This is a genomic window from Pseudomonas mendocina, assembly GCA_037482215.1.
GTDB lineage: Bacteria > Pseudomonadota > Gammaproteobacteria > Pseudomonadales > Pseudomonadaceae > Aquipseudomonas > Aquipseudomonas mendocina_E.
Window position 1 is genome coordinate 2,903,608 of the sequence record CP148074.1, and the last position, 23,808, is coordinate 2,927,415.

Below are 23,808 nucleotides of genomic sequence, written 5' to 3' on the forward strand. Positions count from 1 at the left end.
CCCGGTTTTTTTAATTGCGGTGACAACAAAAAGCCGGGCTGCTGCCCGGCTTTCAGTCTTACCACATCAGGTCATCTGGCACCTGATACGCTGCATACGGATCATCTTCATCCGGTGCTTGAGTTTGCGTGTTCAGCAGCACAATACGCTGGGCATCGCGCTCCTGAATCTTCAGTGCTGCATCACGCGGGATGATTTCGTAAGCACCGCCATGACGAACGATGGCCAGTGAGCCACTGCTGAGCTTGTCGCGCATCAGGTTATTCACCGAAATACGCTTCACCTTCTTGTCGTCGACGAAGTTGTAGTAGTCCTCAGTCGTCAACTTAGGTAAACGAGAAGACTCGATCAGTTGCTTGATCTGAGCCGCCAGCGCCTTCTTCTCTTGCTTTTCTTGCTGCAGACGATTGAGCTCTTGGTCACGAGCTGCTTTTTCGGCCATTGCCTGCTGAGCAGCTAACTTTTGCGACTCATCTTTCTCAACTTGGCCTTTCTGCTCCAGACGTTGTTGCTTCTGCTTTTGCTTAGAGGCCTGCTTGACTTGCTTTTCGTTGACCAGCCCCGCTTTTAGCAGCTGATCGCGTAATGACATGCTCATTGTATAAAAGTCCACTTATCTAGCGCGTCTATTAGACACGTTAAAAACCTGTAGCCTATAAATAATGGACGCGAGTCTACTCCTAGGGGTGCTGCAGTCGCAATCTTCAGGCTCCGGCCTGCCAATTGGCTCATACAAGAGTAAAAAATTACTGCATGACCCAAGGAGCAATAGAACATGGACGCTCTAAAAATTGCTTTACTCCTGGCCTTTATCGCCAGCGTGCTTTTCATTCATTTTCGAGGCAAGGCGCGATTGCCGTTTTTAAGGCAACTGGTCAACCACTCCGCCTGGTTCGCCCCTTACAACGCCTTGATGTATTTATTCTCAAAGCCCTCCCCTACACCTTACCTAGAGCGCAGAGACTTTCCTGAATTGGATGTGCTGAGGGACAACTGGGAGGTATTCAGAGATGAAGCGAAGAACTTGATGGATGAAGGTTTCATCAGGGATGCGCTGAATAACAATGAAGCGGGATTCAGCTCATTCTTCAAAAAAGGCTGGAAACGCTTTTATCTCACTTGGTACGACAAGCCTTTACCTTCCGCTGTGCATCTATGCCCGCGAAGCGTTGAGCTGATCAGCAAAGTGCCTGAAGTCAAAGGCGCCATGTTTGCCTTAATTGCCCGGCAACAGCCACCTCAACCCACATCGCGACCCTTATGCCGGCTCATTGCGCTATCACTTGGGGTTATCCACTCCAAACTCTGACAACTGCAGGATTTATGTAGACGGTGAGCCCTATGCGTGGCGCGATGGCGAGGACGTTATATTCGATGAAACATTCGTGCATTGGGTTAAGAATGAAACGAATCAAACCCGTGTGATTCTGTTTTGCGATATTGAGCGTCCTTTACGCAGCCGCCTGCTAACCCGCATTAATCGCTGGCTCAGCTCAGTACTTGGGCACGCTACTGCCCCACAAAACATAGCCAATGAACCTGTTGGCAGTATTAACCGAGCCTACTCGCACTTAATACGGATCGGTAACTGGTTTGGCTGCCATATACGCCGCTTCAAACGTGCTAACCCTAAAGGCTACAAGTCCATGCGTATTGCACTGGCAATCGGAATTGCTCTGTTGGTGTACCGATGGCTGGTGTAATGCAGGCAACGGAGTCCAGCCGGTTTTAGAGGCTGAGCGTTGCAAATGCTGGCGACCCTTGACGCGCTGGGCATTAGACGGGCCTCAGCAGCTGGGGCCTTTGGACTTTTCACTTTTTTTCGCTTCGCCCCAAAGTGCATCAAGCGTTTCCAGCGAACATTGATCGGCCCTCAGCCCCTGCTCATGCAATGCCTGCTCAATAAACCGAAAACGGCGCTCAAACTTACTGTTAGCAGCTCGCAATGCTGTTTCAGGATCAACTTTCAGGTGGCGGGCAAGGTTGCTGACCACAAATAACAGGTCGCCGATTTCTTCAGCAATTGCTTGGGGATCGTTTTCACTCATGGCTTCGAGCACTTCATCCAGCTCTTCGCGCACCTTATCCACCACAGGCAGCGCTTCTGGCCAGTCGAATCCCACCTGAGCTGTGCGCTTTTGCAACTTGATGGCGCGACTCAACGCAGGCAAAGCCACCGGTACATCATCCAACAGTGACAACTGCTCGGGTGCAGCTGCCTTCTCAGCTCGCTCTTCAGCCTTGATCTCGTCCCAGCGTTGCTTGATCTCGGCTTCGCTGAGTTTCGGGGTATCAACTGCTCCGTAGAGATCACCGTCCGGGAAGACGTGAGGGTGACGGCGCACGAGCTTACGGGTGATCCCATCGACCACTTGGGCAAACTCAAAGCGCCCTTCTTCACGCGCCAACTGGCTGTAGTAGACCACCTGAAACAACAGGTCACCCAGCTCGCCCGGCAGGTGGTCGTAGTCGCCGCGCTCAATAGCGTCGGCAACTTCGTAAGCTTCCTCCAACGTGTAAGGCACGATGGTGGCGTAGCTCTGCTTGAGGTCCCAAGGGCAGCCATGCTGCGGGTCGCGAAGCCGGGCCATCAAATGCAAGAGATCATCCAGTTGGTACATGGGGCGCTCGTCAAATCAGGGCCGGGTACGGCGGGCTTCAATAATGTTCGGCAACTGCGAAATGCGCCCCAGCAAACGACCCAGCGCATCCAACCCTGGAATCTCGACGGTGATCGACATGGAGGCGGTGTTGTCATCCTTGTTCGAGCTGGTATTGACCGCGAGCACGTTGATCTTCTCGTTGAGCAGCACTTGAGAAACATCTCGCAGCAAACCTGAGCGGTCGTAAGCACGGATACTGATGTCCACCGGGTAGGTCTGCACCGGCACTGGCCCCCAGCTGACCTGGATGATGCGCTCTGGCTCACGGGCCGACAGTTGCAGTGCGGAGGTGCAGTCCTGACGGTGGATACTGACGCCACGCCCCAAGGTGATGTAGCCCACAATCGGGTCGCCCGGTAATGGCTGGCAACACCCAGCAATTTGAGTGAGCAGGTTGCCGACACCTTGAATCTGAATGTCGCCACGCTTGCCTGGGCGGTAACCCTGGGCCTTACGTGGGATCAGCTCCAGCTGTTCAGTACTGCGCTCAGGCTCAACCAGTTGTTGCGCGAGGTTAATCACATGGGCCTGACGGACATCACCGGCGCCCAGTGCAGCAAACAGGTCTTCTGCCGTTCTCAGGTTGGCCTTTTCCGCCAAGCGATCATAATCAACGCCGTTGAGGGCCAGGCGGGTCAGTTCGCGTTCAAGCAGCGTACGCCCGGCCAACACGTTGTGGTCACGGTCCTGCAATTTGAACCAGTGAATGATCTTGGCGCGTGCCCGGCTGGTAGTGATATAGCCCAGGTTCGGGTTAAGCCAGTCCCGACTTGGCGCCCCCTGCTTGCCCGTGATGATCTCGACCTGCTCACCGGTTTGCAGACTGTAGTTCAGGGGCACAATACGGCCGTTGATTTTCGCACCACGGCAGTTGTGGCCGATTTCAGTGTGCACGCGGTAAGCGAAATCCAAAGGGGTCGCCCCTTTAGGCAAGTCGATTGCGTGGCCATCAGGGGTAAAAACATAAACCCGGTCAGGTTCGATATCCACCCGTAACTGCTCGGCCAGCCCGCCGATATCCCCCAACTCTTCGTGCCATTCCAGCACTTGCCGCAGCCAGGAGATTTTCTCTTCATAATGGTTGGAGCCGGATTTAACGTCCGTCCCCTTGTAACGCCAGTGTGCGCAAACTCCCAGTTCAGCCTCTTCATGCATGGCCTGGGTGCGAATCTGCACCTCCAGCACCTTACCTTCAGGCCCGAGCACAGCGGTGTGCAACGAGCGGTAGCCGTTTTCCTTGGGGTTAGCGATGTAGTCGTCAAACTCCTTGGGGATGTGCCGCCACAGGGTATGTACGATACCCAGCGCTGTGTAGCAGTCGCGCACGTGTGGCACCAGCACACGTACGGCGCGCACATCATAAATCTGGCTGAATTGCAGGCCCTTGCGCTGCATTTTCCGCCAGATGGAGTAAATATGTTTGGCCCGCCCACTGATATCCGCCTTGATGCCGGTGGCTTCAAGTTCAGTGCGCAGCTGGCTCATCACCTCATTGATGTAATGCTCGCGATCAAGACGGCGCTCATGCAACAGCGTAGCGATTTGCTTGTATTGGTCAGGCTCCAAGTAGCGGAAGGACAAATCTTCCAACTCCCATTTGATATGACCAATGCCCAAACGATGGGCCAACGGTGCATAGATGTCGAACACCTCGCGGGCTACACGCTGACGCTTCTCGTCGTCGGCCTCTTTTACCGCACGAATTGCACAGGTTCGCTCTGCTAGTTTGATCAGGGCAACCCGCACATCATCGACCATGGCCACCAGCATCTTGCGCAGGTTTTCCACCTGGGCCTGGGAACCCAGGACCAGGGAGTCGCGCGGATTCAGCGAGGCGCTGATGGCTGCCATTCGCAGCACACCCTCAATGAGCTTGGCCACAACCTGACCAAATCGCTGCTGAACAGTAGGCAAGGACACCTTGCCTTCACGTACACAGCGGTAGATGACCGCTGCAACCAGCGAGTCCTGATCCAGTTTCAGATCGGCGAGGATTTCGGCAATCTCGAGCCCCACACGGAAGCTGGATGAGCCTTCGGTCCAGAGATTCTGCGCGGCATTGGCCTGCTGTTCAGCCTCACGGGCAAACTCACAGGCATCTCGCAGACCTTCACGATCCAAGGCGGGATCGACGCTCAGCACATGGTCGAGCCATGCCTCAAGGTTGATGCTGCCGTCCGCGTTAATCGGCTGATGAGCTCTGACCTGAACCATGCAAATCCTATCCTTTAATCATTCAGCCGTGACGGGCTTCATGCCCACTCACTGGCTCCAGTCTTCTGCGAGACCGTCCAATAACTCAACAAGGTATACACTCCGCTCATCCTGTAGCCCGACAAACAGAGCGCACCTGCAACACCTTATAACCCGGTGAACGATTACTGCCTGACAAACAACGCCATGGCTTCGACATGCCCTGTCTGAGGGAACATATCCAGAATACCTGCCCGTTCCAGCCGGTATCCCTGCTGTTGTAACTCGGCGCTGTCACGTGCCAGCGTAGCCGGATTACAGGAGACATAAAGCACACGTCCAGCATTAAGGGCTTTCATCTGCTTAACCACCTGCAATGCGCCATCGCGGGGCGGATCCAGCAGTACAGCATCAAAACCGCCCACTGCCCAATCCGCTTCGCTAAGCGGCTTCGACAAATCCGCCTGATAAAAGTGCGTATTGTTCAAACCATTCATCTGCGCATTGTGTTTGGCGCGCTGCACCATCACATCAACCCCCTCCACCGCCACCAACTCGCGTACCCGCTGAGCCAATGGCAAGGCGAAGTTGCCCAGACCACAAAACAAGTCCAGTACCCGCTCGTTGGCCTGCGGCACCAGCCAATCCAGCGCCTGCGCCACCATGGCGTCATTCACGGGTTGGTTGACCTGTACAAAATCGCCAGGGCGATAGGCCAGCATCAGGTTGTATTGCTCCAGCCGGTAATTCAACTGCTGATCTGCGACATAAGGTTGCGGATCATCCTTACCCTGTAGCCAGAGCTGCGCAGCCTGCTCCGAGCAGAAGCTGCTCAGACGCGCCAGATCCGCCTCGGACAAAGCACTGGTATGCCTGATCAGCACAGCATTGCTGTCACCACTGAACAGCTCAACGTGCCCAATAGCCTGCGGTTTCTCCAGACTGCGCAATACGGATGGCAGCGCCTGCAAGATTGGTTGCAAAGGCTGGACCAGAACCGGGCATTGCTCAATATCAATGATGTCTTGACTGGCAGATGCACGGAAACCAACCGCCAAATGGCGTGCGGCTGGGTCCCAGCGCACCGCCACTCTGGCGCGACGCCGATAGCCCAACTCAGGCCCGACCAGAGGGGCCGCCCACTGCGTCGGCTGAATAGCCGCTAAACGACTTAGCTGCTCTTCAAGCATGCGTTGTTTCAGGGCCAGCTGATCGGTGTGGGGCATATGTTGCAGGCTGCAACCGCCACATGCGCGCGCATGAGCGCACGCCTCTGTTCGACGTGCTGGGCTCGGCTCAAGGACACGCTCCACCCGCGCCTCGACCACCTTGCCGTGCGCAGCCAGCACCCGTGCCTCAACCTGTTCGCCTTGCAAGGCACCGCTGACAAACCAGGTGCGCCCCTCATTGAAGCCAATACCACGCCCATCATTGGCCTGACGCTCAATGTGCAATTTGAGCTTTTTGCCAACAGGCACTTGCTGCGCCTTGCTCCCGCCGCTGGGCTGGAAGCGCAAGCTACTGGTTTTCTTGGCCATTAGTTGTCTTGAACATCGTAGATGCCACTGGACAGGTAGCGATCGCCACGGTCGCAGATGATTGCCACCATGATCGCGTTCTCCACTTCCTGAGACAGGCGCAGCATGGCTGCCACAGCACCACCGGACGATACGCCGCAGAAAACGCCTTCTTCACGCGCCAGACGGCGCATGACCTGTTCAGCTTCAAGCTGGCTCATGTCGACCACGCGATCCACACGTTCAGCCTGATAAATTTTTGGCAGGTACTCTTGCGGCCAGCGGCGAATGCCCGGAATCGCTGAGCCTTCCATCGGCTGCAAGCCGACGATCTGGACATCGGGGTTCTGTTCTTTCAGGTAGCGAGAAACGCCCATGATAGTGCCAGTTGTACCCATGGAGCTGACGAAATGGGTAATACGACCACCTGTCTGCTGCCAAATCTCCGGGCCAGTGCTGCGGTAGTGAGCTTCTGGGTTGTCACCATTGGCGAACTGGTCGAGCACTTTGCCCTTGCCCTCAGCTTGCATCTGCAGAGCCAGATCGCGAGCCTCTTCCATGCCCTCCACCAAAATCAGCTCAGCGCCATAGGCGGTCATTGCGGCCTTACGCTCAGCAGTGGAGTTGTCCGGCATGATCAGCACCATCTTGTAACCTTTGATGGCAGCCGCCATGGCCAGGGCAATGCCGGTATTGCCGCTGGTGGCCTCAATCAGTACATCGCCTGGCTTAATGTCGCCACGCAGCTCGGCGCGATTGATCATCGACAGCGCAGGTCGATCCTTGACCGAACCTGCGGGGTTGTTGCCTTCCAGCTTCAGCAACAGGGTGTTGCTGGTATTGCCCGGCAGGCGTTGCAAACGAACCAGTGGGGTGTTGCCGATGCAATCGGCGATGGTTGGGAACTCGAAGCTCATGGCGAACAAGAAATCCAGAATCGGGGTAAGTCGCGCATGATACCGACAAACCCGATTCAGCCATATCAGATATGGAAAGCCGCTTAGAACAGCAAGCTATAAGCAAATTCCAATAAACCCAGTACGCCCCCCACAAACCCCAGGCTTACCAGAAACCGTGGGAAGTACGGCAACCCCAGTACCAGAATGAACCCAGCCAGCGATACCAGGCCAAATACCCCAACACTGCCCATGGCCCAGCCCCAGTGCTGGGCGCAAAGCCACAAACACAGCGGTAACGCCAGCCAACCGTAAACCCGCAGCATACGGTGCCAGTAATCGGGCCAGGGCTTGCCCCAAACTGCTACCTGATGCCGTTTAATACCCTGACACAAACCTACCATTGAGGAATAAGCCAGCGCTGAAGCCCCCAGAATACTCAGCATGCCAGTTCCTCCTTGGCAGCCCGCTGCTTACGGGCATCACTGACGTATTCGCCCCCCTGGCCCGTGCGCAAAGCCGCAAGCAGCACCAGCGCGCCCATCGCCATCGTGGTCAGCTCGACATACAGCCCAATACCATTACCCAGCAGTGGCAAACCATTCAGCGCGTTGGCCAGCGGCAGTGCCAGCATTAATAGAGCGCCAACCCACAGTTGCTCACGCCAGGCCTGCATCCATGGACGCAGACTCGTATGCACAAAACTCAGCCCCCACAAGGCAAAGAAGGCATTCACCTCGGCATTGGGTCGTGCGGTCAGTTCAACTGGCAACAAGCGGTTTGCCCACAGCATGCCAACACAGGCAATCATCAGCCCGGCCACAATCGCAATGTTGACCCGTTCGATAAACGCATAACCAGAGCGCGCTGGGCGGCTTTCTTTGGCATAACGGCGACGACGCTTAACGGTAAACAGGATCAGCCCACCGGCCATCATCGCCGTACTGATCATGCCGCAGATGAAGTACACCCAACGCATTGGGTATCCGCCGAACTGAGCAAAGTGCAAACCGGCCAGTACCCGCTGAACCAGAGTGGCACCAACTGAATCTGGTGCTGGGCGAATCACCTCACCCGTAAGGGCATTCAGGCTCATGCTGCGCCCTTTAGTCAGTTCAATGACATTACCCAGCACAGGACGGCCTTCAAATACCGCATCGCCATTGGCGCTACGCTTGAGGTTAAAGCCTGATAGCGAACCCAGGTCTGCCTCGGCACGGGCAATCAGCGCCATAAAATCGATGTCATCAGTGCGGTCCATCAGTGGTACACGCTCGGCCTGCTGACGCTGCTGACGCTGCCCACGCTGGCCACCCGCCCCCTGCTCGCCACGCCCACCTTGCTGCCTCTGCGCGCCACGCTCGCCCTGGTGTTGAGCGCCAGCGGTTGAATCGCCACGCATGGCCGCCTGATAGGCCTGACGATCACCATCGAACAGGGCATCCATTGGCGCAGGCATATAGATAAGGAAGAAGATCACCAACCCCGTGTAGGTGATCATGATGTGGAAAGGCAGTAACAACACGCCACTGGCATTGTGATAATCCAGCCAGGAGCGTTGACCCTTATTCGGGCGAAACGTAAAAAACTCCTTGAAGAACTTCTTATGGATCACGATGCCGCTGACGATAGCCGCCAGCATCGCCATGGCCATAAAGCCCACAACCCAGATGCCAATGTTGCGCGGGAAATGCAGGGTGTAATGGAAACGGAAGAAAAAGTTGCCTCCAGCGGTCTGGCGGGGCGTGATCACCTCACCGGTTGCCGGATCAAGCACAGTCATGGCGTTACCACGACCGCCGCCACCGCCCTGCTGTTCACCTGCTGAAACAGCCAAACGCGGTGAACGCTCACTCGGCAATGCGACCTGCCAGCTGCTCTCATCCGCGTGATGGGTGCGCAAATGCTTTATCGCAGTCGCAACCGCCTGCTCACGGTCAACAGTCTGGGTTGGTACCTCAGGCTGCATCCACAGATTGATCTCTTTATCGAATACAGCCAGCGTTCCCGTCAGGAAGATAGCCACCAGCGCCCAACCAAACACTAGGCCAGACCAGGTGTGCAACCATGAAAGCGACTGGGTGATGTTGTGCTTCATGCCAGACGCTCCATCAGTTGCGGCCAAAAGCCAATCACAGCAAGCGGCACTGACAACGCCACGCCCATCGCTACCCTGCTTACGCGAGCCTCCACAAAGCTCCAGATAATAAAGCCCAGGTACACCACAAAACTCAGCAGTGCAGAGATCACCACTGCCTCTGTAGGTTTAACGGGCAGCACACGGGCCAACGCAGCACTGGCTGTGTAAGTGAACAGGTAGCCACCCAAGACTGCCAACAGGCAGCGGGCAATCAGCACCTGACTTGATGAGCTTATTCGCGCCATACACCTCAACCTCTGTTCTGCCCAAGCCCTGACAACAAGGGCTGAGCGACTACACCGTGTTATTACTCGAATGACGGCTACACGCTTAGCGCCGACTCATCCACTACAGCCGTGCCGCAGGATGGCACCGCCTCTATTTTCAAATCATGTTGCTGTATCCAGCTACGCAGCAGCGCAGCCTGCACCGGATTGGCCGACGCGTCAGGCCGCTGGGGATGAACATGGCCGCGCCACATTAACAGCAACAGGCTCTGCATTAGCTGGGTCAGGTTGCCTGCATAGGCCGGTAAACGACACAGCTCTACGACCTGCGCAGGACCTTGCGCCAAACGCTCCAAAACAGGTGACAGCAATTCAGCCGGACCGTCGATTTCGCCAATTGGCGTTCTGAACACCTGCCCGCCGGAACGTGGTGCTGTTGGCATCAGCTCGAACATCAGTTGGCCGATGCGCTGAACACATACATCAGCCGCCAAGGCTTGTGGCTGTTTCTGAAACAGGTCTTGACGCTGCCGTTGATTACGCGCGAGATCCTTCAGCGACTCGCGAACAGCAGGTGACGATACATTGGCAATCAATGCCTGTGCCGATTGCGGAATAGACAGCACCTCGATCATTTCAAAAGCGTTGGCGCTGTCCAGGTAGGTCAGGCCGACCTGAGCCGCAATGCGGTGCACATCCACGGAGTGCTGCGGGCTCCAGTGATCGCTGAGCAGATCATGGGCCAGATAGGCTTTGTTCATTTGCCCAAGGCGGCCAAGGTTGGCGCTCAGGCTGGGCTGATCATGGAATACGCTGGCCTGATCCAAGCGATTCAGCAGATCCAAGCCCGCGCCCATGTTCTGCTCAGACGTGCCCGATAACGTATGAGCCAGCTCATTAAGCAGCTTTTGTACCGGCATCATCTGAGTAGCCCCCGGATGGCACATGTAGTGCAGATAGAACAAACCTCTAGGCTTCAGGCTACGCTTTACCACTTTTAACAATTGCTGTTGCGTAACCTGTGGTATCCACGACCAGACACCGTGGCAGACCATAAAGTCAAAGAACAACGCATTGCTCTGGGCGAACTCAGCAAAGTCAGCCTCAATAAAGCGCAGGTTTTTAAGGCCTAGTAGCTCTGCGGACTGACGGGCGAAGGCGATGTGCTGCGGATTAAAATCCACACCAACGAAATCGCCCTGCGGGTTACAAGCAGCGGCCAGCAACAGATTGACGCCCAGCCCACAGCCGATCTCGCAATAGGAATAGCCCTGGGTGATGTCTGGCACCTGCAAGCCTTTTAAGGTCGCTAAGGTTACCAGCCAGACCGGCTGAATCTCCTTGTGGAAATGCGCAGGATAGCTGACGTCCGTTACATAACCGCTTTGTTTAGTGCTCACGCAGACCTCTTAGCGCAGCAGGATCAATACCCTGCGAATACGAAAATTCCCCGACAGAAACTGCCGGGGAATCAGTGACTCAGTGCGATCGCTTAGAAGGCTTGAGTCAGCGAGAAGATATAGCGACGACCATCCAGGTTGTAGTTGAAGCCGTCGTCGGTGTTCACCTTCTCATTGCCCAGGTTGTAAATACCGGCCTTGAGTGTCAGGTCTTTAGTGGCCTTGTAGCCCAGTCCCACATCAAAGAATCGGTACGCCGGATAGGTCACACCATTAGTGGACGAACCACTCGTACCCGTCTGCCAACGACCGGAGGTTGAGCCACGGTAGTTAAATTGCGTCCAGGCATTCAGGCGCTCAGTTACGTCCCAGTCCAGCGACGCATTGAAACTGTGCTTAGCCATATCGTTGAGCGCCTCGCCCTTATAGACGCCAGACTTCTGCTCTGTGTCTGTAAAGGTGTAGCTATGACGGTAAGTCAGGTTATCTAGGATTTTGTAATCCAGAGTCCATTCAATACCACGCAGCTCAGCCTCATCCACGTTCTCGTTGGCGGTATAGCCACGATCTTCGTACGGGTAGATGGTGCCATTCCACTCACACACCTTATTAACGGTGTCACAGATGTTGCCAGTGCGGTTTACCTTGTCCTTGTAGTCGGTGACATACACGGTCACAGTTGTTTCCAGCCCCCAGTCGAAGTTCTCGTACGCCAAGCCGATTTCTTTGTTCAGGCTCTTTTCAGGCTTGAGATCCGGGTTGCCAATCACAGTCCCGCCCATGGAGGAGAGGCCGTAGTCGCTGGCGGCGTTACGCAGGTCAGGCGCTTTAAAGCCTGAAGTCACCCCCCCTTTGAGGGTGAAGTTTTCATTGATGTGATAGACACCATAGACCTTCGGACTGAAGTGATCACCAAACGCTTGGTTATCGTCATAACGACCGCTCAGTGTCAGGGTGAAGTCATCAGTCATCGCCCAGCTGTCCTCCACAAAGAAGGAGTTCTGGTAGCGATTCATTTCCACAACGGCGTTCGGATCCTCAACAATCGGCCGTTTCAAACCATTGGATGATCCGTCTTTCAGGTCTTCATACTTGTGGGTCAGGCCAGCCGTTACCGTATGGCGATCAAAGAAGTAAGTACCCTGCGTATTTACCGTCAACACGTCATAGGTGATGCCTTTCCCTGTAGTGGTGTTCAGGGAGGACTTATTGTCGGACTTATCGTAGTTAATGTACGAGTTGGTTTGCAGGCTGCCGTAAGAACCCTCATGGGCCAGGAAGTAGTTTTCCTTCACCGACTCGCGATAGCTCTTGGTGCCATCTTCAGCGATGCTCTTACCCGGATTGGAAGTACGCTCCTGCTTGGAGTAGGTGTGCCCCAATGTCAGTAGATTGTCGTCGTTGATGTTCCAGGACAGTTTGCCGCCGATGTTCTCTTTCTCGTAATCCGGGTCGCTCGCCGAGCTGTCACTACCGCCTACAAAATGGCTTTCCTGCTGGTCATGAATAGCACCATTGAGCTGGAGGGAAAGCACATCCGGGATCAGTGGCAAATCAACATAGGCACTGCTCTGGAAGGCATTTTCATTCACCTTGTTTTTGCTGTCTGCAACGGTGTATTCGCTAGTAATACTGCCGCGAATTTCATTGCCAACCTTTTTGGTGATGATGTTGACCACGCCACCCATGGCGTCTGAACCATAAAGTGCTGAAGCTGGGCCACGAATGACCTCGATACGCTCAATGGCTTCAATAGGAGGCAGGAAATTGATCGGCGTGCCCGCCTGAGCACCGCGGATTCCGAATGCGTCGTTGCCCTGCACTGGACGACCGTCGATCAAGAACAGTGTGTAGCTTGCAGTCATCCCGCGGATGGAGATCGACTGCTCAACGCCACCACCGATGACTTGAACACCTGCCACGTTTTTCAGTGCATCGGTCACGTCCGTATAAGAACGCTTTTTCAGCTCCTCTGCGCTGATCACCGAGATAGAGGCCGGCGCATCCTTAACACTCTGTTCAAATCCGGAGGCTGTCACAACGACAGTATCCAGCTGCATCTGATCATCGGCGTATACGGAACACGCCATGGAAGCAACGGTTGCAGCAAGCAGCGTTTTGCTGAAGCTGGGCTGCAACGTGGATACGAACGGTTGTGCTGTGCGTGACATCTATGTCTCCCCGGGATACCTGAAAAAGTAAGAAGGCCTACGCAAAGCTGCGCCCTCTTATCCGCTGAACTTCAGCGACTTGTTCGGTGCCTGAGGTGAGTCACAGATGCACCGAACCTGTTGTCGGCGCAGATGATATACATCAACAAATGAGAGTAAATCGCATTTACAAATAATACACTTTCAGCTTGAACCGCAGACGTAAGCCACTGTCTGCGTTTTCCGCCCAAAGGGCTCCACCCTGGCGTTCTATCATGCGCCTTGCGATGGATAACCCCAGGCCAAAACCATCTCCCCCAGGCCGAGCTGCGCTGAGGCGAATGAATGGCTGAAATATTTGCTCCAGGTTTTCAGGTGGGACGCCTGGTCCCTGATCCTCAATGGTTAACAACCAATAATCACCTTCGCGCTGACCACTCAAACGCACCACTGCGCCTTCAGGTGAATAGCGGATGGCATTGCGCAAAATATTCTCGAGCGCTTGAGCTAAACCATTGAGATAACCCAGTACCTGACAGTCGGCCGGTAAATCACAAGGCATCCGATCCGGCGACCAGCCTGTCTCAAAGCTGGCGTTTTCACGCACCACATCCCATAGACGGCTGACGTTAACTGGTTCCAATGGCAACTTGAGGTGCTCATCCCCCATCCAGACAAATTCGAGCGTATCGGCTACAAGCTTTTCCATGCCTTCCACTTCCTGCTCCATCCGTCGGCGCAAAGCGTCGATGTTTTGCTCTCCCTCCGCTGCCACTCGCAGACGACTTAGTGGTGTGCGTAGCTCGTGAGAAAGGTCATGGAGCAACTGACGTTGGAACTTCACAGTGCTTTCCAAGCGCCCGGCCATGTGGTCAAACGCACGCCCTAGATCTCCCAGTTCATCCCGGCGCGCCGTCACAAGGCTGCCGGCCCGTGCAGAGAGGTTACCTGAGCTCAGCGTATTAGCCTGACGCTGGAGAATTTGCAGCGGGCCAATCAGAACCCGGTAAATGACAAGCCCAAGTAAAATTGCCAGCACTCCCGGGAGCAATCGATGAAATATCAACTCCCACACAGGCATATGGCGTCGGGGATCCAAACGTTTGGGAAGCTCGATCACCAACCGTGCATTGCCACTGGCAAAAGGCACACTGAACACGGGCTCACTGCCAGGTCGCCCGACAGTGCCATCTAGCTCTCGAACAAAATTCAATCGTCTTCGCTCTGCTTTCGTCAGAGCAGTTGAGGATAGGGATCTCAGTGACTCATCCACCACTACAGCCCAGATGTGCTCCGTGGCTTTGAGCTGCTCCAGAAAGGCATGCACCCCCTTCTGCCCACCCTGACGCCAAGCAGCATTGGCTTGACTGCCGTACTTGAGGAGGACCTCGCGCGCCTCATCATCCAGACGCGCGTTGGCCTGATTGAGCCTGGAAATCAGGTCTACGTTGAGGCTGATCAACAACAGGCAGAACAACCCCAGCACACCGACCAGCTTCCAGAACAGGGAGTGCCGATCGGGCAGGTTCATGTTTCCAACCGGGTCAGCACATAGCCTTTGCCCCACACGGTATCAATACGTCCGGCCGTGTAGCCGATCAGTTGCAATTTACGGCGTATATGGCTGATGTGCATATCCAGACTGCGGTCATGACGCGAGTAAGCCCGATGCAACACCTGCTGATACAAGAAGGCTTTTGTCAGCACCTCTCCTTCATCACGCATCAATGCCTCTAGAACCCGGTACTCCGTCGAGGTCAAATCAGCCCAAGCACCATTCATGCAGACGTCTGTGCGGCGCTCTTCAAAAATCAGCTGTGGATCGGGATTCAAGTTAGCAGGCTCTGCACGCTCATAGGCCACTCGGCGTAAGACGGCCTCCACCCTGACCTGCAACTCAGCCATGCTAAAGGGCTTGGGCAAGTAGTCATCAGCACCTTGGCTGAAACCGGCGATGCGGTCCTGCTCTTCGCCCAGCGCAGACATCAGGATCACGGGTACCACATCGTCTTTACGCAGCGTCTGCAAGGCGTCCAGCCCTGACACACCGGGGAGCAGGATGTCCTGCAAAATAAGGTCAAAGTCGCCGCTGCGAGCCAGCTCAAGGCCTTCGCGTCCATCATTACTCAAAGTCACTTGGTAGCCATGATCCATAAGGCTTTTGTGCAAGTGTGCTGCAAGCAGAGGGTCATCCTCGACAACCAGTATCCGTGCAGCGGGAACATTACTAGCTAACACCGTGACCCCCGAACTAATCTAAATACGAATTATTCTACCTATCATTTTGTACTAACTCATCTAAAGATTCTCGCGCTGTGAATCGCTACACTGGGGACTCAATCTCCGGGAGGACCAAGCGTTGAAGGATTTAGGCATCAAAAGCCGTGTACTCATGCTGACACTGCTGCCCGCTACGATTCTAACGTTGGTACTGGGCGGCTACTTCACGTGGATTCAATGGAGCGGACTCCACGACCAGCTGCTGCAACGGGGACAACTGATTACTCAACAGTTAGCCCCACTTAGCGCACAGGCTCTAAACACCAACAATAGCCAAGTGCTGCAACGCATCGCTAATCAAGCCCTTGAGCAGCCTGATGTCCGTTCGGTCAGCTTCTTCAACGCCAGCCGCAACCTGTTAGCCCACTCAGGGCCGCGCATGCTCAGCCCTCTTCCAGCCCAGAGCTCGATATTGGCTCAAAGCTCAGGGCAGGAGTCGTCACGTTTTCTAATGCCGGTCTACCAGCACCATCTGAATCTGACCAGCGAAATACCAGAGGCTCCCAATAATCCTCCACTTGGCTGGGTCGAGCTGGAGTTATCCCACACTAATACTTTGGTCAGCGGCTACCGCAGCCTGCTCACCAGCATGCTGCTTATCAGTATGGGTTTGATCATTACCGGCCTGCTGGCAGTACGCATGAGCCGCTCGATCAGCTACCCACTGCGGCAGATCCAGCGCAGCGTGGCCCAATTAAAAGAAGGCAACCTTAAAACCCGGCTACCACCACTGGGCAGCCAAGAGCTTGATGAACTGGCCGCAGGCATCAACCTGATGGCTGAATCCCTGCAAAACGCCCAGGAAGAGCTTCAGCACAGCATTGACCAAGCCACAGAAGATGTCCGGCAGAATCTGGAGACCATCGAAATCCAGAACATTGAGCTCGACTTAGCCCGCAAAGAAGCCCTTGAAGCCAGCCGCATTAAATCTGAGTTTCTGGCCAACATGAGCCATGAAATCCGTACTCCGCTCAATGGCATCCTGGGCTTTACCAATCTGTTGCAGAAAAGTGAGCTGAGCCCTCGACAGCTGGACTACCTTAAAACTATCGAGAAATCTGCTGACAGCCTGCTCGGCATCATCAATGAAATCCTCGACTTCTCAAAAATCGAGGCAGGCAAGCTGGTACTTGAGAATGTGCAGTTCAACCTGCGCGATCTGCTGCAGGACGCACTGACCATTCTGGCCCCAGCAGCCCATGCCAAAGAGCTTGAATTACTCAGCTTGGTCTACCGTGACACGCCACTTTCAATGATCGGTGATCCGCAGCGGATCAAGCAGATTCTGACCAACCTAGTCAGCAATGCCATCAAGTTCACACAGACCGGCACCATTGTTGTTCGTGCCATGATTGAGGACGAAAGCGTCGACCGCGTCCAACTGCGCATCAGCGTTCAGGACACCGGCATCGGCCTCAGTGACAAAGACCTTCGCGAGCTGTTCCAGGCCTTTACCCAGGCGGATAACTCCCTGAGCCGGCAAGCTGGCGGCACTGGTCTTGGGCTGGTCATTTCCAAACGTCTGGTTGAACAGATGGGAGGGGAAATCGGCGCAGAAAGCACACCGAATGAAGGTTCAGAGTTCTGGATCAGCCTTAATCTGCCCAAAGGCCGAAACGATGAAGATGACTTGCCACAACCGCCCCTGGTCGGCCGCCGCATAGCCATCCTTGAAAAGCATGAGTTGGCCCGTCAGTCCTTACAGCATCAACTGGAGGATTGCGGCATGCAGGTCAACAGCTTTGCCCAACTGCCTGCATTGATCGATACCGTTAAGGAATCGCTGCTCAGCTCGGAGCCCATCGAATTTGCCCTTCTAGGCGTCAGCACCCAGACCATCCTGCCGGAACAACTTGAGCAGCCAATTCGTGAACTCAAGCAGTTGTCCTGCAAAGCCTTACTGCTATGCCCAACCACTGAACAAGCGTTTTACCAGAGCCTGCTGGACGATCCGCATCAGCAGCTGCATGTAAAACCGGCCTGCACCCGCACACTTCAGCGTGCCCTGGTTGGCCTGCTCAACCCTTCACAACAGCAGCTTGCCGAACCCAGAAAATACACTGGCCGCAGCCCTCAGATTCTCTGCGTAGATGACAACCCCGCTAACCTTCTGCTGGTTCAAACCCTGCTCGACGACTTGGGTGCCAAGGTGCACACCGCCGACAATGGCTACGATGCCGTGGAAATGGCAGGCCAACAGCATTTTGATCTGATTTTTATGGACGTGCAGATGCCAGGCATGGACGGCCGCCAAGCCACTGAAGAAATTCGTCTACAAGAAGGCCGCGGAAACAGCCCACACGTCCCCATCATTGCCCTGACCGCCCACGCTTTGGCCAATGAAAAACGTAACCTGCTGCAAAGCGGAATGGACGATTACTTAACCAAGCCCATTAACGAACGGCAGTTGTCTCAGGTCATCCTCAAGTGGACCGGTATCGCCCTGCGCCATGGCGAAGAACAGGCCCCTACAGCCCCACCGAGCGGTGTTCTTAAAGTAGTGGACCCGGAGGAAGGCCTTCGCCTGGCTGCAGGCAAAGCTGATTTGGCCGAAGAAATGATGGGCATGCTGTTGTCCGGCCTTGAAAACGACCGACAGGCAATCCGCCAGGCCCATGAGAGTAACGATCGCAACGCCCTGATCGAGCGGGTTCACCGCCTTCACGGCGCCACTCGCTATTGCGGAGTTCCACAACTACGGGCCGCTTGCCAGCGTAGCGAAACACTGCTCAAGCAGAATGACCCTGCAGCAAAACAAGCCTTAGAAGACCTAGACGACGCCATACTCAACCTAGCGCGCACCGCAAATGCCGCAGAGAACCCGTAAGGTCTGAAACAGCCGGGGGCCGCCGCATAACAAGCGCTGCGTGGTAGCATTCGCGCAAATTTGGAGGACCCATGGCTGAACACGACTTTCGCTACAACCTGCTAAACCCTGAACACACCCTGATCGAATGCCGCGCACTGGCTCCAGGCCGCTACCAAGTCACAGGTAATGGCGGCTCTATTCAAAATGGCGACACCCTGCTGGTGAGCCTCAAGGGCAGCCGCGACCTGTCGATGCGCCTGCACACCGACAAAGTTCGCCACCTGATCAACCCACGCGGACAGTGGGTTGCCGTAGCCACCGGCCCGGTGTTCAAGGAGCTGTCGATCCTTAACTGGAAAGTAAACTGCGACAGTTGTGCCAAGCAGCTAGACTTTGAATTTGCCGTCGATGCCACTTTGGGTAAAAAAGCTCATGCCCCGGCTGCTGAAGCTCGCGTACAGGAGCTAGGCTGGAAAAGCGTTAACGGCCAGCATCTGTGCCCCGTTTGTATTGCTAAGGAAACTGCATGAAACCAGTACTCGCAGCCTGCCTGCTACCCGCCGCTCTGGCCGGGTGTGCAAGTTCTGCCCCTCAACTGCAAACCGAACTGACTTATCAAGTGGAGTGGATTGGTGAGCGTCCGTTGATTGACCGCAGCCACCTCACCATCACCCTAGGTGATGATGGCCGGGCTTACGGCAATGCAGGCTGCAACCACTGGTTCGCCAGCTACACCCTAGAAGGCAACTCGATCCGCTTTGAAGCGCCAGGCAGCACCCGAAAAATGTGCTCACCGGCTCTCATGGAGCAGGAGACACGCTTTCTCGAGAGCTTGACCCAAGTCGAACGCTGGGACTTTTCCGCTCTGGACCAGCTACGACTCTGGCCCGCCAACGGCAAGCCACTGCGCCTGTGGCCTGAAACTCGCTGAAGCAGATGTAAGAAGCCCCTCAGCCTGGAGATCAGGCTGAGGGGCAAACAGGCTTAGAACACGTTGATTGGGTAATCCACAAACACCCGTACTTCATTGCCGTCGGCGTTGTAGTTGCTGGCGTTGTTGGAGACACGCAGGATCGAACTGCGTACACGCACATTCAGGTCCTTGGCAGGGCCGCTCTGCACGACGTATTTCACCTGGTTGAAGATTTCGCGCTCGGTACCCTCACCACGACCGGAACGGTCGTTGATGTTGTCACCACGCACGTAAGCGGTGCGCCAGCTCAGGCCCGGTACGCCAAAAGCGGCGAAGTCCAGATCGTATGCCAGCTGCCAGGAGCGTTCGTCTTCGGCGTTAAAGTCAGACCAGTAGGAGTTGGACAGGAAGATACTGGTGCCACCATCGCCAACCCAGCCATTGCTGCGATAGCCACCGTAGTTGTAACCGCTATCCCCTGTACTGCGCTGATGGGCCAGGGTAAGAGCGTGGGGGCCAAAGGCGTAGGTCGCCGCCAGGCTCCAGATGTTGTTCTTGCTGCTCTGACTGCCATCGGTGCCGGCGTTCAGCTGAGTGCCGAAATCACGGTCGAAGCTGGTGTAGTAGTCATTAAAGTCCAGCGTCAGCGAGCGCTCTTCGCTCAGCGGAATCACATAGTTCATGTTGACGTAGTGGCGATCGAGCACGTCTTTGATGTTGGTGCCGTAGTAAGACGCCTTGAAGTTATCAGTGAACTGATAGGCGATGCCCCACACGTCCAGTCGATCCAACTCACCGCTGTCACGAGAGCTAGTGCTCTTGCGGGTTTCCTGAGTAAAGCGACCGACGTTGATTTCCAGACCTTCGATTTCTTTCGAAGTCAGCAACGTACCGGTAAAGCTTTCAGGCAACAGGCGCGAGTTGTCGTAATTCAACACAGGAAACTGCGGCATCTGGTCGCCGTACTTCAATACGGTATTGGATACACGGAACTTAACCGCACCACCGAGACGGGACAATTGGTCAGCCGCTTCGCCGCTGTCACCCACTTTGAAGAAGTCGATACCACCTGCACCAGCTCGGCCCTTGCCACCATCCAGGCGTAGCGCATACAGCGCAAACGCGTCGACCCCTACCCCAACAGTGCCTTGAGTAAAGCCGGACTTGAAGTAAGCCTCAGCCGTCTGCCCCCACTCGGCCTTGTCATCACTGCCATTTTTGTAATCGCGATTGATGTAAGCATTGCGAAAGAACAAATCCAGATGACTGTCCTCAACAAATCCCTGAGAGTCGGCTTGCCCCTCAGCCATTGCCTGCGTAGCGGCCAGAATCCCCAGCGCGAGTACGCCCGTCCTTGCTCCTAACATTTCTAAATCCTCATCTTTCTTGTAACCAGCGAACTGGTATTAGTGCGTAAATCAAATGCAAAAGGAGCCTATGGCTCCTCCTGCTAACACTAGCAAGTGAACCGCGATACGTATAGAAACACTTTTTCAATGAATAATCTGGCTGAGGAATAAGCGGGTACGTTCGTTATGCGGATTTGTAAAAAAAGCATCCGGCTCGTTCTGTTCAACAATTTCCCCGCGATCCATAAATATCACCCGATTAGCCACGGTACGGGCGAAGCCCATTTCGTGGGTCACGCACAGCATGGTCATGCCGTCTTGCGCTAACCCGATCATGGTATCCAGCACTTCCTTGACCATTTCAGGATCAAGGGCTGATGTTGGCTCATCAAACAGCATGATTTTCGGGCGCATGCACAACGCCCTGGCAATCGCTACCCGTTGCTGCTGCCCACCCGATAACTGCCCCGGAAACTTATGCGCTTGCTCAGGGATTCGCACCCGCTCCAAATAATGCATGGCAATCTCTTCAGCCTTGCGCTTGGGCATCTTGCGTACCCACATCGGGGCTAGGGTACAGTTCTGCAATACGCTCAGATGAGGGAACAGATTGAAATGCTGAAAGACCATACCGACTTCACTGCGTATGGTTTCAATGTCTTTGAGATCACAGCTCAGCTCGGTGCCATCCACCACAATCCGCCCCTGCTGATGTTCCTCCAGCCGGTTGATGCAACGAATGGTTGTGGACTTACCGGAGCCGGAAGGCCCACATATGACAATACGCTCCCCCGGCTGGACATCCAGACTGATGTCCTTAAGCACGTGAAACTGCCCATACCACTTGTTGACGCCCTGTAACTGAATGATCGGCCCTGCGTTTACCTGTTTGTTGGCTTCACTCATTGACCTGACTCCTAACGTTTGTGGCCGGTATCCAGCTTGCGCTCCAAGTGCAGGGAGTAGCGGGACATGCCGAAGCAGAAAATCCAGAAAATCAGCGCAGCAAACACATAGCCCTCAGTGGCCATGCCCAACCAGGCAGGATCAGTGGTGGCTTGCTTAATGCTGTTAAGCAGGTCGAACAGACCGATGATGATCACCAAACTGGTGTCTTTGAACAGCGCAATAAAGGTGTTAACGATGCCCGGAATGACCAGTTTCAGAGCCTGCGGCAAAATCACCAACACCATCATCCGCCAGTAGCCCAAGCCCATCGCCGCAGCCGCCTCGTACTGGCCTTTGGGGATTGCTTGCAGGCCACCACGCACCACCTCGGCGATGTAGGCCGACTGGAACATGATCACCCCAATCAGCGCCCGCACCAGTTTGTCGAAGCTCATCCCCTCGGGCAGAAACAGCGGCAGCATCACCGACGACATAAACAACACGGTTATCAGGGGCACACCACGCCAGAACTCGATAAACGTCACGCAAATAACCCGGATCGCTGGCATGTCCGAGCGCCTTCCCAGCGCCAGCAGGATCCCCAGAGGTAGAGCCCCAGCGATGCCCACAGCGGCGATCACCAACGTCAGCATCAAGCCGCCCCACTGGCTGGTTGGCACCACCGAAAGACCAGCAAAACCGCCATGCAGCAGCCAGTAAGCCAGCAGCGGATATACCAGTAAAAAGCCGATGGCATATTTAAGCCGCTGCGGCATCGCAGGGATAAATAAAGGCGCAGCCCCGATAATCGCCAGCCACAGCGTCAGATCGACCCGCCAGCGTAGCTCTTGCGGGTAAAAGCCATACATGAACTGGCCAAAGCGCTGCTGCACAAAGACCCAGCAAGCCCCACCGCTGGTGCAGTCGGCTTTACTGGTGCCATGCCAGTCAGCATCAATAAAGGCCCACTGAATCAATGGCGGAATCAACAGCCACAGCAGATACACAGCAAACAGGGTTAGCAACGTGTTGAACCAGCCTGAAAACAGATTCCCGCGTAGCCAAGCCAGTACACCGACACTCATGGCAGGTGGCGGCAGATCCGGTTTGAATTGATGAGTCTGCATACCACCCCCTATCGCTCAATCAGCGCCATGCGCCGGTTGTACCCATTCATCAACAGGGAAATGCTGATGCTGATAGCCAGGTACACGCTCATGGTGATGGCAATGACCTCAATTGCCTGTCCGGTCTGGTTCAGCACCGTACCGGCAAACAGCGAGACCATGTCTGGATAGCCGATACCGGCTGCCAACGAGGAGTTTTTCACCAGATTGAGGTACTGGCTGGTCAGTGGCGGAATAATCACCCGCATGGCTTGGGGAATAATCACCAGCCGCAGGGTTTTCGCTGGCGGCAAGCCCAAAGAAAGAGCCGCCTCGGTCTGGCCCTGGCTAACGGCTTTGATACCCGAGCGCACGTTCTCCGCAATAAAAGCGGCGGTATACACCGTTAGCGCCAAGGTCAGCGCCAATAGCTCTGGGATAAACACCCAACCGCCGCGAAAGTTAAAACCAGCCAGCTCCGGCACACTCCAGCTAACCGGGCTACCTGTCAGCAGAACAGTCAGCCCTGGCAAGCCCACCAGCAACACCAGCCATCCCAGCGCTACCGGGAACGTCTGGCCGGTTTGCTCAAAATGCTTGCGACTCCAACGCAGCAGCCACAGCCCCCCGACAACCGCCAGAATCAACGCGACGAAAAATACTGAGCCCCCCTGCGCGACAATCGGAGCAGGCAGATACAGGCCACGACTATTAAGAAAGAAGCTGTCAGCCACATTCAAACTCTGGCGCGGCCCAGGCAACGCCAGCATTACCGCGAAGTACCAGAAGAATATCTGCAGCAGCGGCGGGATATTGCGGAAAATTTCTATATAGACAGCGGCCAGCCTGCTCACCAGCCAATTAGGCGAAAGCCGGGCCACGCCAATAACAAAGCCCAACAGCGTTGCCAGTACGATACCGATTACCGACACCAGCAACGTATTGAGCAGACCGACCCAAAACACACGGCCGTAGGTATTGCTTTCCTGATACGGGATCAGGTGCTGGGCAATACCAAACCCCGCGCTGTTATCCAGGAAAGCAAATCCCGACGTGATTCCACGCTTGGCCAAATTCGCCTGCGTGTTCTCAAACAAAAACCAACCCAGCGCAACAACCGCCACCACCGCAATAATCTGAAATGCCCAGGCCCGCAGCACTGGATCAGTCCAGAAAGAACCTCGTGGACGCGGGACCTCTGCTCGTATATGCATAAAAGGCCTCACAGAGTAGCGGCAACGCCAGATAACTCCGGCATTGCACACGTACAGTGGATC

19 protein-coding genes and 1 pseudogene are annotated in these 23,808 nt (G+C 55.2%); 4 read left to right on the forward strand and 16 right to left on the reverse strand.

The window, feature by feature from the left end:
• Positions 1–58: 58 nt before the first annotated feature.
• Positions 59–598, reverse strand: coding sequence for a DUF2058 domain-containing protein (locus WG219_13500; GenBank protein WXL24340.1), 540 nt, complete (start codon positions 596–598; stop codon positions 59–61).
• 177 nt (positions 599–775) lie between these two features.
• Here WG219_13500 and WG219_13505 point away from each other — a divergent pair.
• Positions 776–1,703 (forward strand): annotated as a pseudogene (locus WG219_13505) (aspartyl/asparaginyl beta-hydroxylase domain-containing protein).
• Positions 1,704–1,787: 84 nt separating this feature from the next.
• Here the strand turns inward: WG219_13505 and mazG are convergent.
• The 11 genes from mazG to WG219_13560 all read right to left on the reverse strand — a co-directional run bounded on the left by mazG (position 1,788) and on the right by WG219_13560 (position 15,424).
• The gene (mazG, locus tag WG219_13510; GenBank protein ID WXL24341.1) at positions 1,788–2,621 is read right to left on the reverse strand and encodes a nucleoside triphosphate pyrophosphohydrolase; all 834 of its coding nucleotides are present in this window, start codon (positions 2,619–2,621) and stop codon (positions 1,788–1,790) included.
• A gap of 15 nt (positions 2,622–2,636) precedes the next feature.
• Entirely contained in the window at positions 2,637–4,877 is a 2,241-nt protein-coding gene (gene relA / locus WG219_13515; GenBank protein WXL24342.1) for a GTP diphosphokinase, read from the reverse strand.
• A 164-nt stretch (positions 4,878–5,041) separates the two neighbouring features.
• Positions 5,042–6,394, reverse strand: a complete 1,353-nt coding sequence (gene rlmD / locus WG219_13520) for a 23S rRNA (uracil(1939)-C(5))-methyltransferase RlmD (GenBank protein WXL24343.1) — start codon at positions 6,392–6,394, stop codon at positions 5,042–5,044.
• A complete protein-coding gene (cysM, locus tag WG219_13525; protein WXL24344.1) occupies positions 6,394–7,290 on the reverse strand; it encodes a cysteine synthase CysM in 897 nt (298 codons plus the stop codon). The genes rlmD and cysM overlap by 1 nt, the downstream gene beginning before the upstream one ends.
• A gap of 83 nt (positions 7,291–7,373) precedes the next feature.
• Complete coding sequence (locus tag WG219_13530; GenBank protein ID WXL24345.1) at positions 7,374–7,715, reverse strand: DUF3325 domain-containing protein; 342 nt, start codon at positions 7,713–7,715, stop codon at positions 7,374–7,376.
• Entirely contained in the window at positions 7,709–9,367 is a 1,659-nt protein-coding gene (locus tag WG219_13535) for a PepSY-associated TM helix domain-containing protein (protein WXL24346.1), read from the reverse strand. Before WG219_13535 ends, WG219_13530 begins: the two co-directional genes overlap by 7 nt.
• A complete protein-coding gene (locus tag WG219_13540; protein ID WXL24347.1) occupies positions 9,364–9,654 on the reverse strand; it encodes an iron transporter in 291 nt (96 codons plus the stop codon). Before WG219_13540 ends, WG219_13535 begins: the two co-directional genes overlap by 4 nt.
• Before the next feature lie 77 nt (positions 9,655–9,731).
• On the reverse strand, positions 9,732–11,036 hold the full coding sequence (locus tag WG219_13545) for a class I SAM-dependent methyltransferase (GenBank protein ID WXL24348.1): 1,305 nt from the start codon (positions 11,034–11,036) through the stop codon (positions 9,732–9,734).
• 92 nt (positions 11,037–11,128) lie between these two features.
• Positions 11,129–13,207 carry a TonB-dependent receptor gene (locus tag WG219_13550; GenBank protein WXL24349.1) on the reverse strand — a complete coding sequence of 693 codons (2,079 nt, stop codon included), beginning with the start codon at positions 13,205–13,207 and terminating at the stop codon, positions 11,129–11,131.
• A 166-nt stretch (positions 13,208–13,373) separates the two neighbouring features.
• Positions 13,374–14,717 (reverse strand): histidine kinase sensor domain-containing protein, encoded by a 1,344-nt coding sequence (locus tag WG219_13555; GenBank protein ID WXL24350.1) that lies wholly within the window; start codon positions 14,715–14,717, stop codon positions 13,374–13,376.
• Entirely contained in the window at positions 14,714–15,424 is a 711-nt protein-coding gene (locus WG219_13560; protein WXL24351.1) for a response regulator transcription factor, read from the reverse strand. The genes WG219_13555 and WG219_13560 overlap by 4 nt, the downstream gene beginning before the upstream one ends.
• Positions 15,425–15,578: 154 nt before the next feature.
• On the opposite strand from WG219_13560, the gene WG219_13565 reads away from it, so the two are divergent.
• The 3 genes from WG219_13565 (at position 15,579) to WG219_13575 (ending at position 19,206) form a co-directional block, all read left to right on the forward strand.
• Positions 15,579–18,293, forward strand: coding sequence for a response regulator (locus tag WG219_13565; GenBank protein WXL24352.1), 2,715 nt, complete (start codon positions 15,579–15,581; stop codon positions 18,291–18,293).
• A gap of 71 nt (positions 18,294–18,364) precedes the next feature.
• Positions 18,365–18,805, forward strand: coding sequence for a hypothetical protein (locus WG219_13570; protein WXL24353.1), 441 nt, complete (start codon positions 18,365–18,367; stop codon positions 18,803–18,805).
• Entirely contained in the window at positions 18,802–19,206 is a 405-nt protein-coding gene (locus WG219_13575) for an META domain-containing protein (GenBank protein WXL24354.1), read from the forward strand. Before WG219_13570 ends, WG219_13575 begins: the two co-directional genes overlap by 4 nt.
• Before the next feature lie 53 nt (positions 19,207–19,259).
• On the opposite strand, the gene WG219_13580 is transcribed toward WG219_13575, so the two are convergent.
• The 4 genes from WG219_13580 to WG219_13595 all read right to left on the reverse strand — a co-directional run bounded on the left by WG219_13580 (position 19,260) and on the right by WG219_13595 (position 23,745).
• Positions 19,260–20,555, reverse strand: coding sequence for an OprD family porin (locus WG219_13580; protein WXL24355.1), 1,296 nt, complete (start codon positions 20,553–20,555; stop codon positions 19,260–19,262).
• Between the two features lie 126 nt (positions 20,556–20,681).
• Positions 20,682–21,443, reverse strand: coding sequence for an amino acid ABC transporter ATP-binding protein (locus WG219_13585; protein ID WXL24356.1), 762 nt, complete (start codon positions 21,441–21,443; stop codon positions 20,682–20,684).
• 11 nt (positions 21,444–21,454) lie between these two features.
• Positions 21,455–22,552: an amino acid ABC transporter permease gene (locus WG219_13590; GenBank protein ID WXL24357.1), complete on the reverse strand. Its 1,098-nt coding sequence runs from the start codon at positions 22,550–22,552 to the stop codon at positions 21,455–21,457.
• An 8-nt stretch (positions 22,553–22,560) separates the two neighbouring features.
• A complete protein-coding gene (locus tag WG219_13595; protein WXL24358.1) occupies positions 22,561–23,745 on the reverse strand; it encodes an amino acid ABC transporter permease in 1,185 nt (394 codons plus the stop codon).
• Positions 23,746–23,808: the final 63 nt, after the last annotated feature.

Bases quoted from the DNA above. Each gene is read 5' to 3' on its own strand.
- WG219_13575 (WXL24354.1), top strand. From the start codon at position 18,802: ATGAAACCAGTACTCGCAGCCTGCCTGCTACCCGCCGCTCTGGCCGGG.
- relA (WXL24342.1), bottom strand. From the start codon at position 4,877: ATGGTTCAGGTCAGAGCTCATCAGCCGATTAACGCGGACGGCAGCATC.
- WG219_13565 (WXL24352.1), top strand. From the start codon at position 15,579: ATGCTGACACTGCTGCCCGCTACGATTCTAACGTTGGTACTGGGCGGC.
- WG219_13500 (WXL24340.1), bottom strand. From the start codon at position 598: ATGAGCATGTCATTACGCGATCAGCTGCTAAAAGCGGGGCTGGTCAAC.
- WG219_13585 (WXL24356.1), bottom strand. From the start codon at position 21,443: ATGAGTGAAGCCAACAAACAGGTAAACGCAGGGCCGATCATTCAGTTA.
- WG219_13540 (WXL24347.1), bottom strand. From the start codon at position 9,654: ATGGCGCGAATAAGCTCATCAAGTCAGGTGCTGATTGCCCGCTGCCTG.
- WG219_13595 (WXL24358.1), bottom strand. From the start codon at position 23,745: ATGCATATACGAGCAGAGGTCCCGCGTCCACGAGGTTCTTTCTGGACT.
- WG219_13550 (WXL24349.1), bottom strand. From the start codon at position 13,207: ATGTCACGCACAGCACAACCGTTCGTATCCACGTTGCAGCCCAGCTTC.
- WG219_13580 (WXL24355.1), bottom strand. From the start codon at position 20,555: ATGTTAGGAGCAAGGACGGGCGTACTCGCGCTGGGGATTCTGGCCGCT.
- WG219_13530 (WXL24345.1), bottom strand. From the start codon at position 7,715: ATGCTGAGTATTCTGGGGGCTTCAGCGCTGGCTTATTCCTCAATGGTA.
- mazG (WXL24341.1), bottom strand. From the start codon at position 2,621: ATGTACCAACTGGATGATCTCTTGCATTTGATGGCCCGGCTTCGCGAC.
- rlmD (WXL24343.1), bottom strand. From the start codon at position 6,394: ATGGCCAAGAAAACCAGTAGCTTGCGCTTCCAGCCCAGCGGCGGGAGC.
- WG219_13535 (WXL24346.1), bottom strand. From the start codon at position 9,367: ATGAAGCACAACATCACCCAGTCGCTTTCATGGTTGCACACCTGGTCT.
- cysM (WXL24344.1), bottom strand. From the start codon at position 7,290: ATGAGCTTCGAGTTCCCAACCATCGCCGATTGCATCGGCAACACCCCA.
- WG219_13590 (WXL24357.1), bottom strand. From the start codon at position 22,552: ATGCAGACTCATCAATTCAAACCGGATCTGCCGCCACCTGCCATGAGT.
- WG219_13570 (WXL24353.1), top strand. From the start codon at position 18,365: ATGGCTGAACACGACTTTCGCTACAACCTGCTAAACCCTGAACACACC.
- WG219_13555 (WXL24350.1), bottom strand. From the start codon at position 14,717: ATGAACCTGCCCGATCGGCACTCCCTGTTCTGGAAGCTGGTCGGTGTG.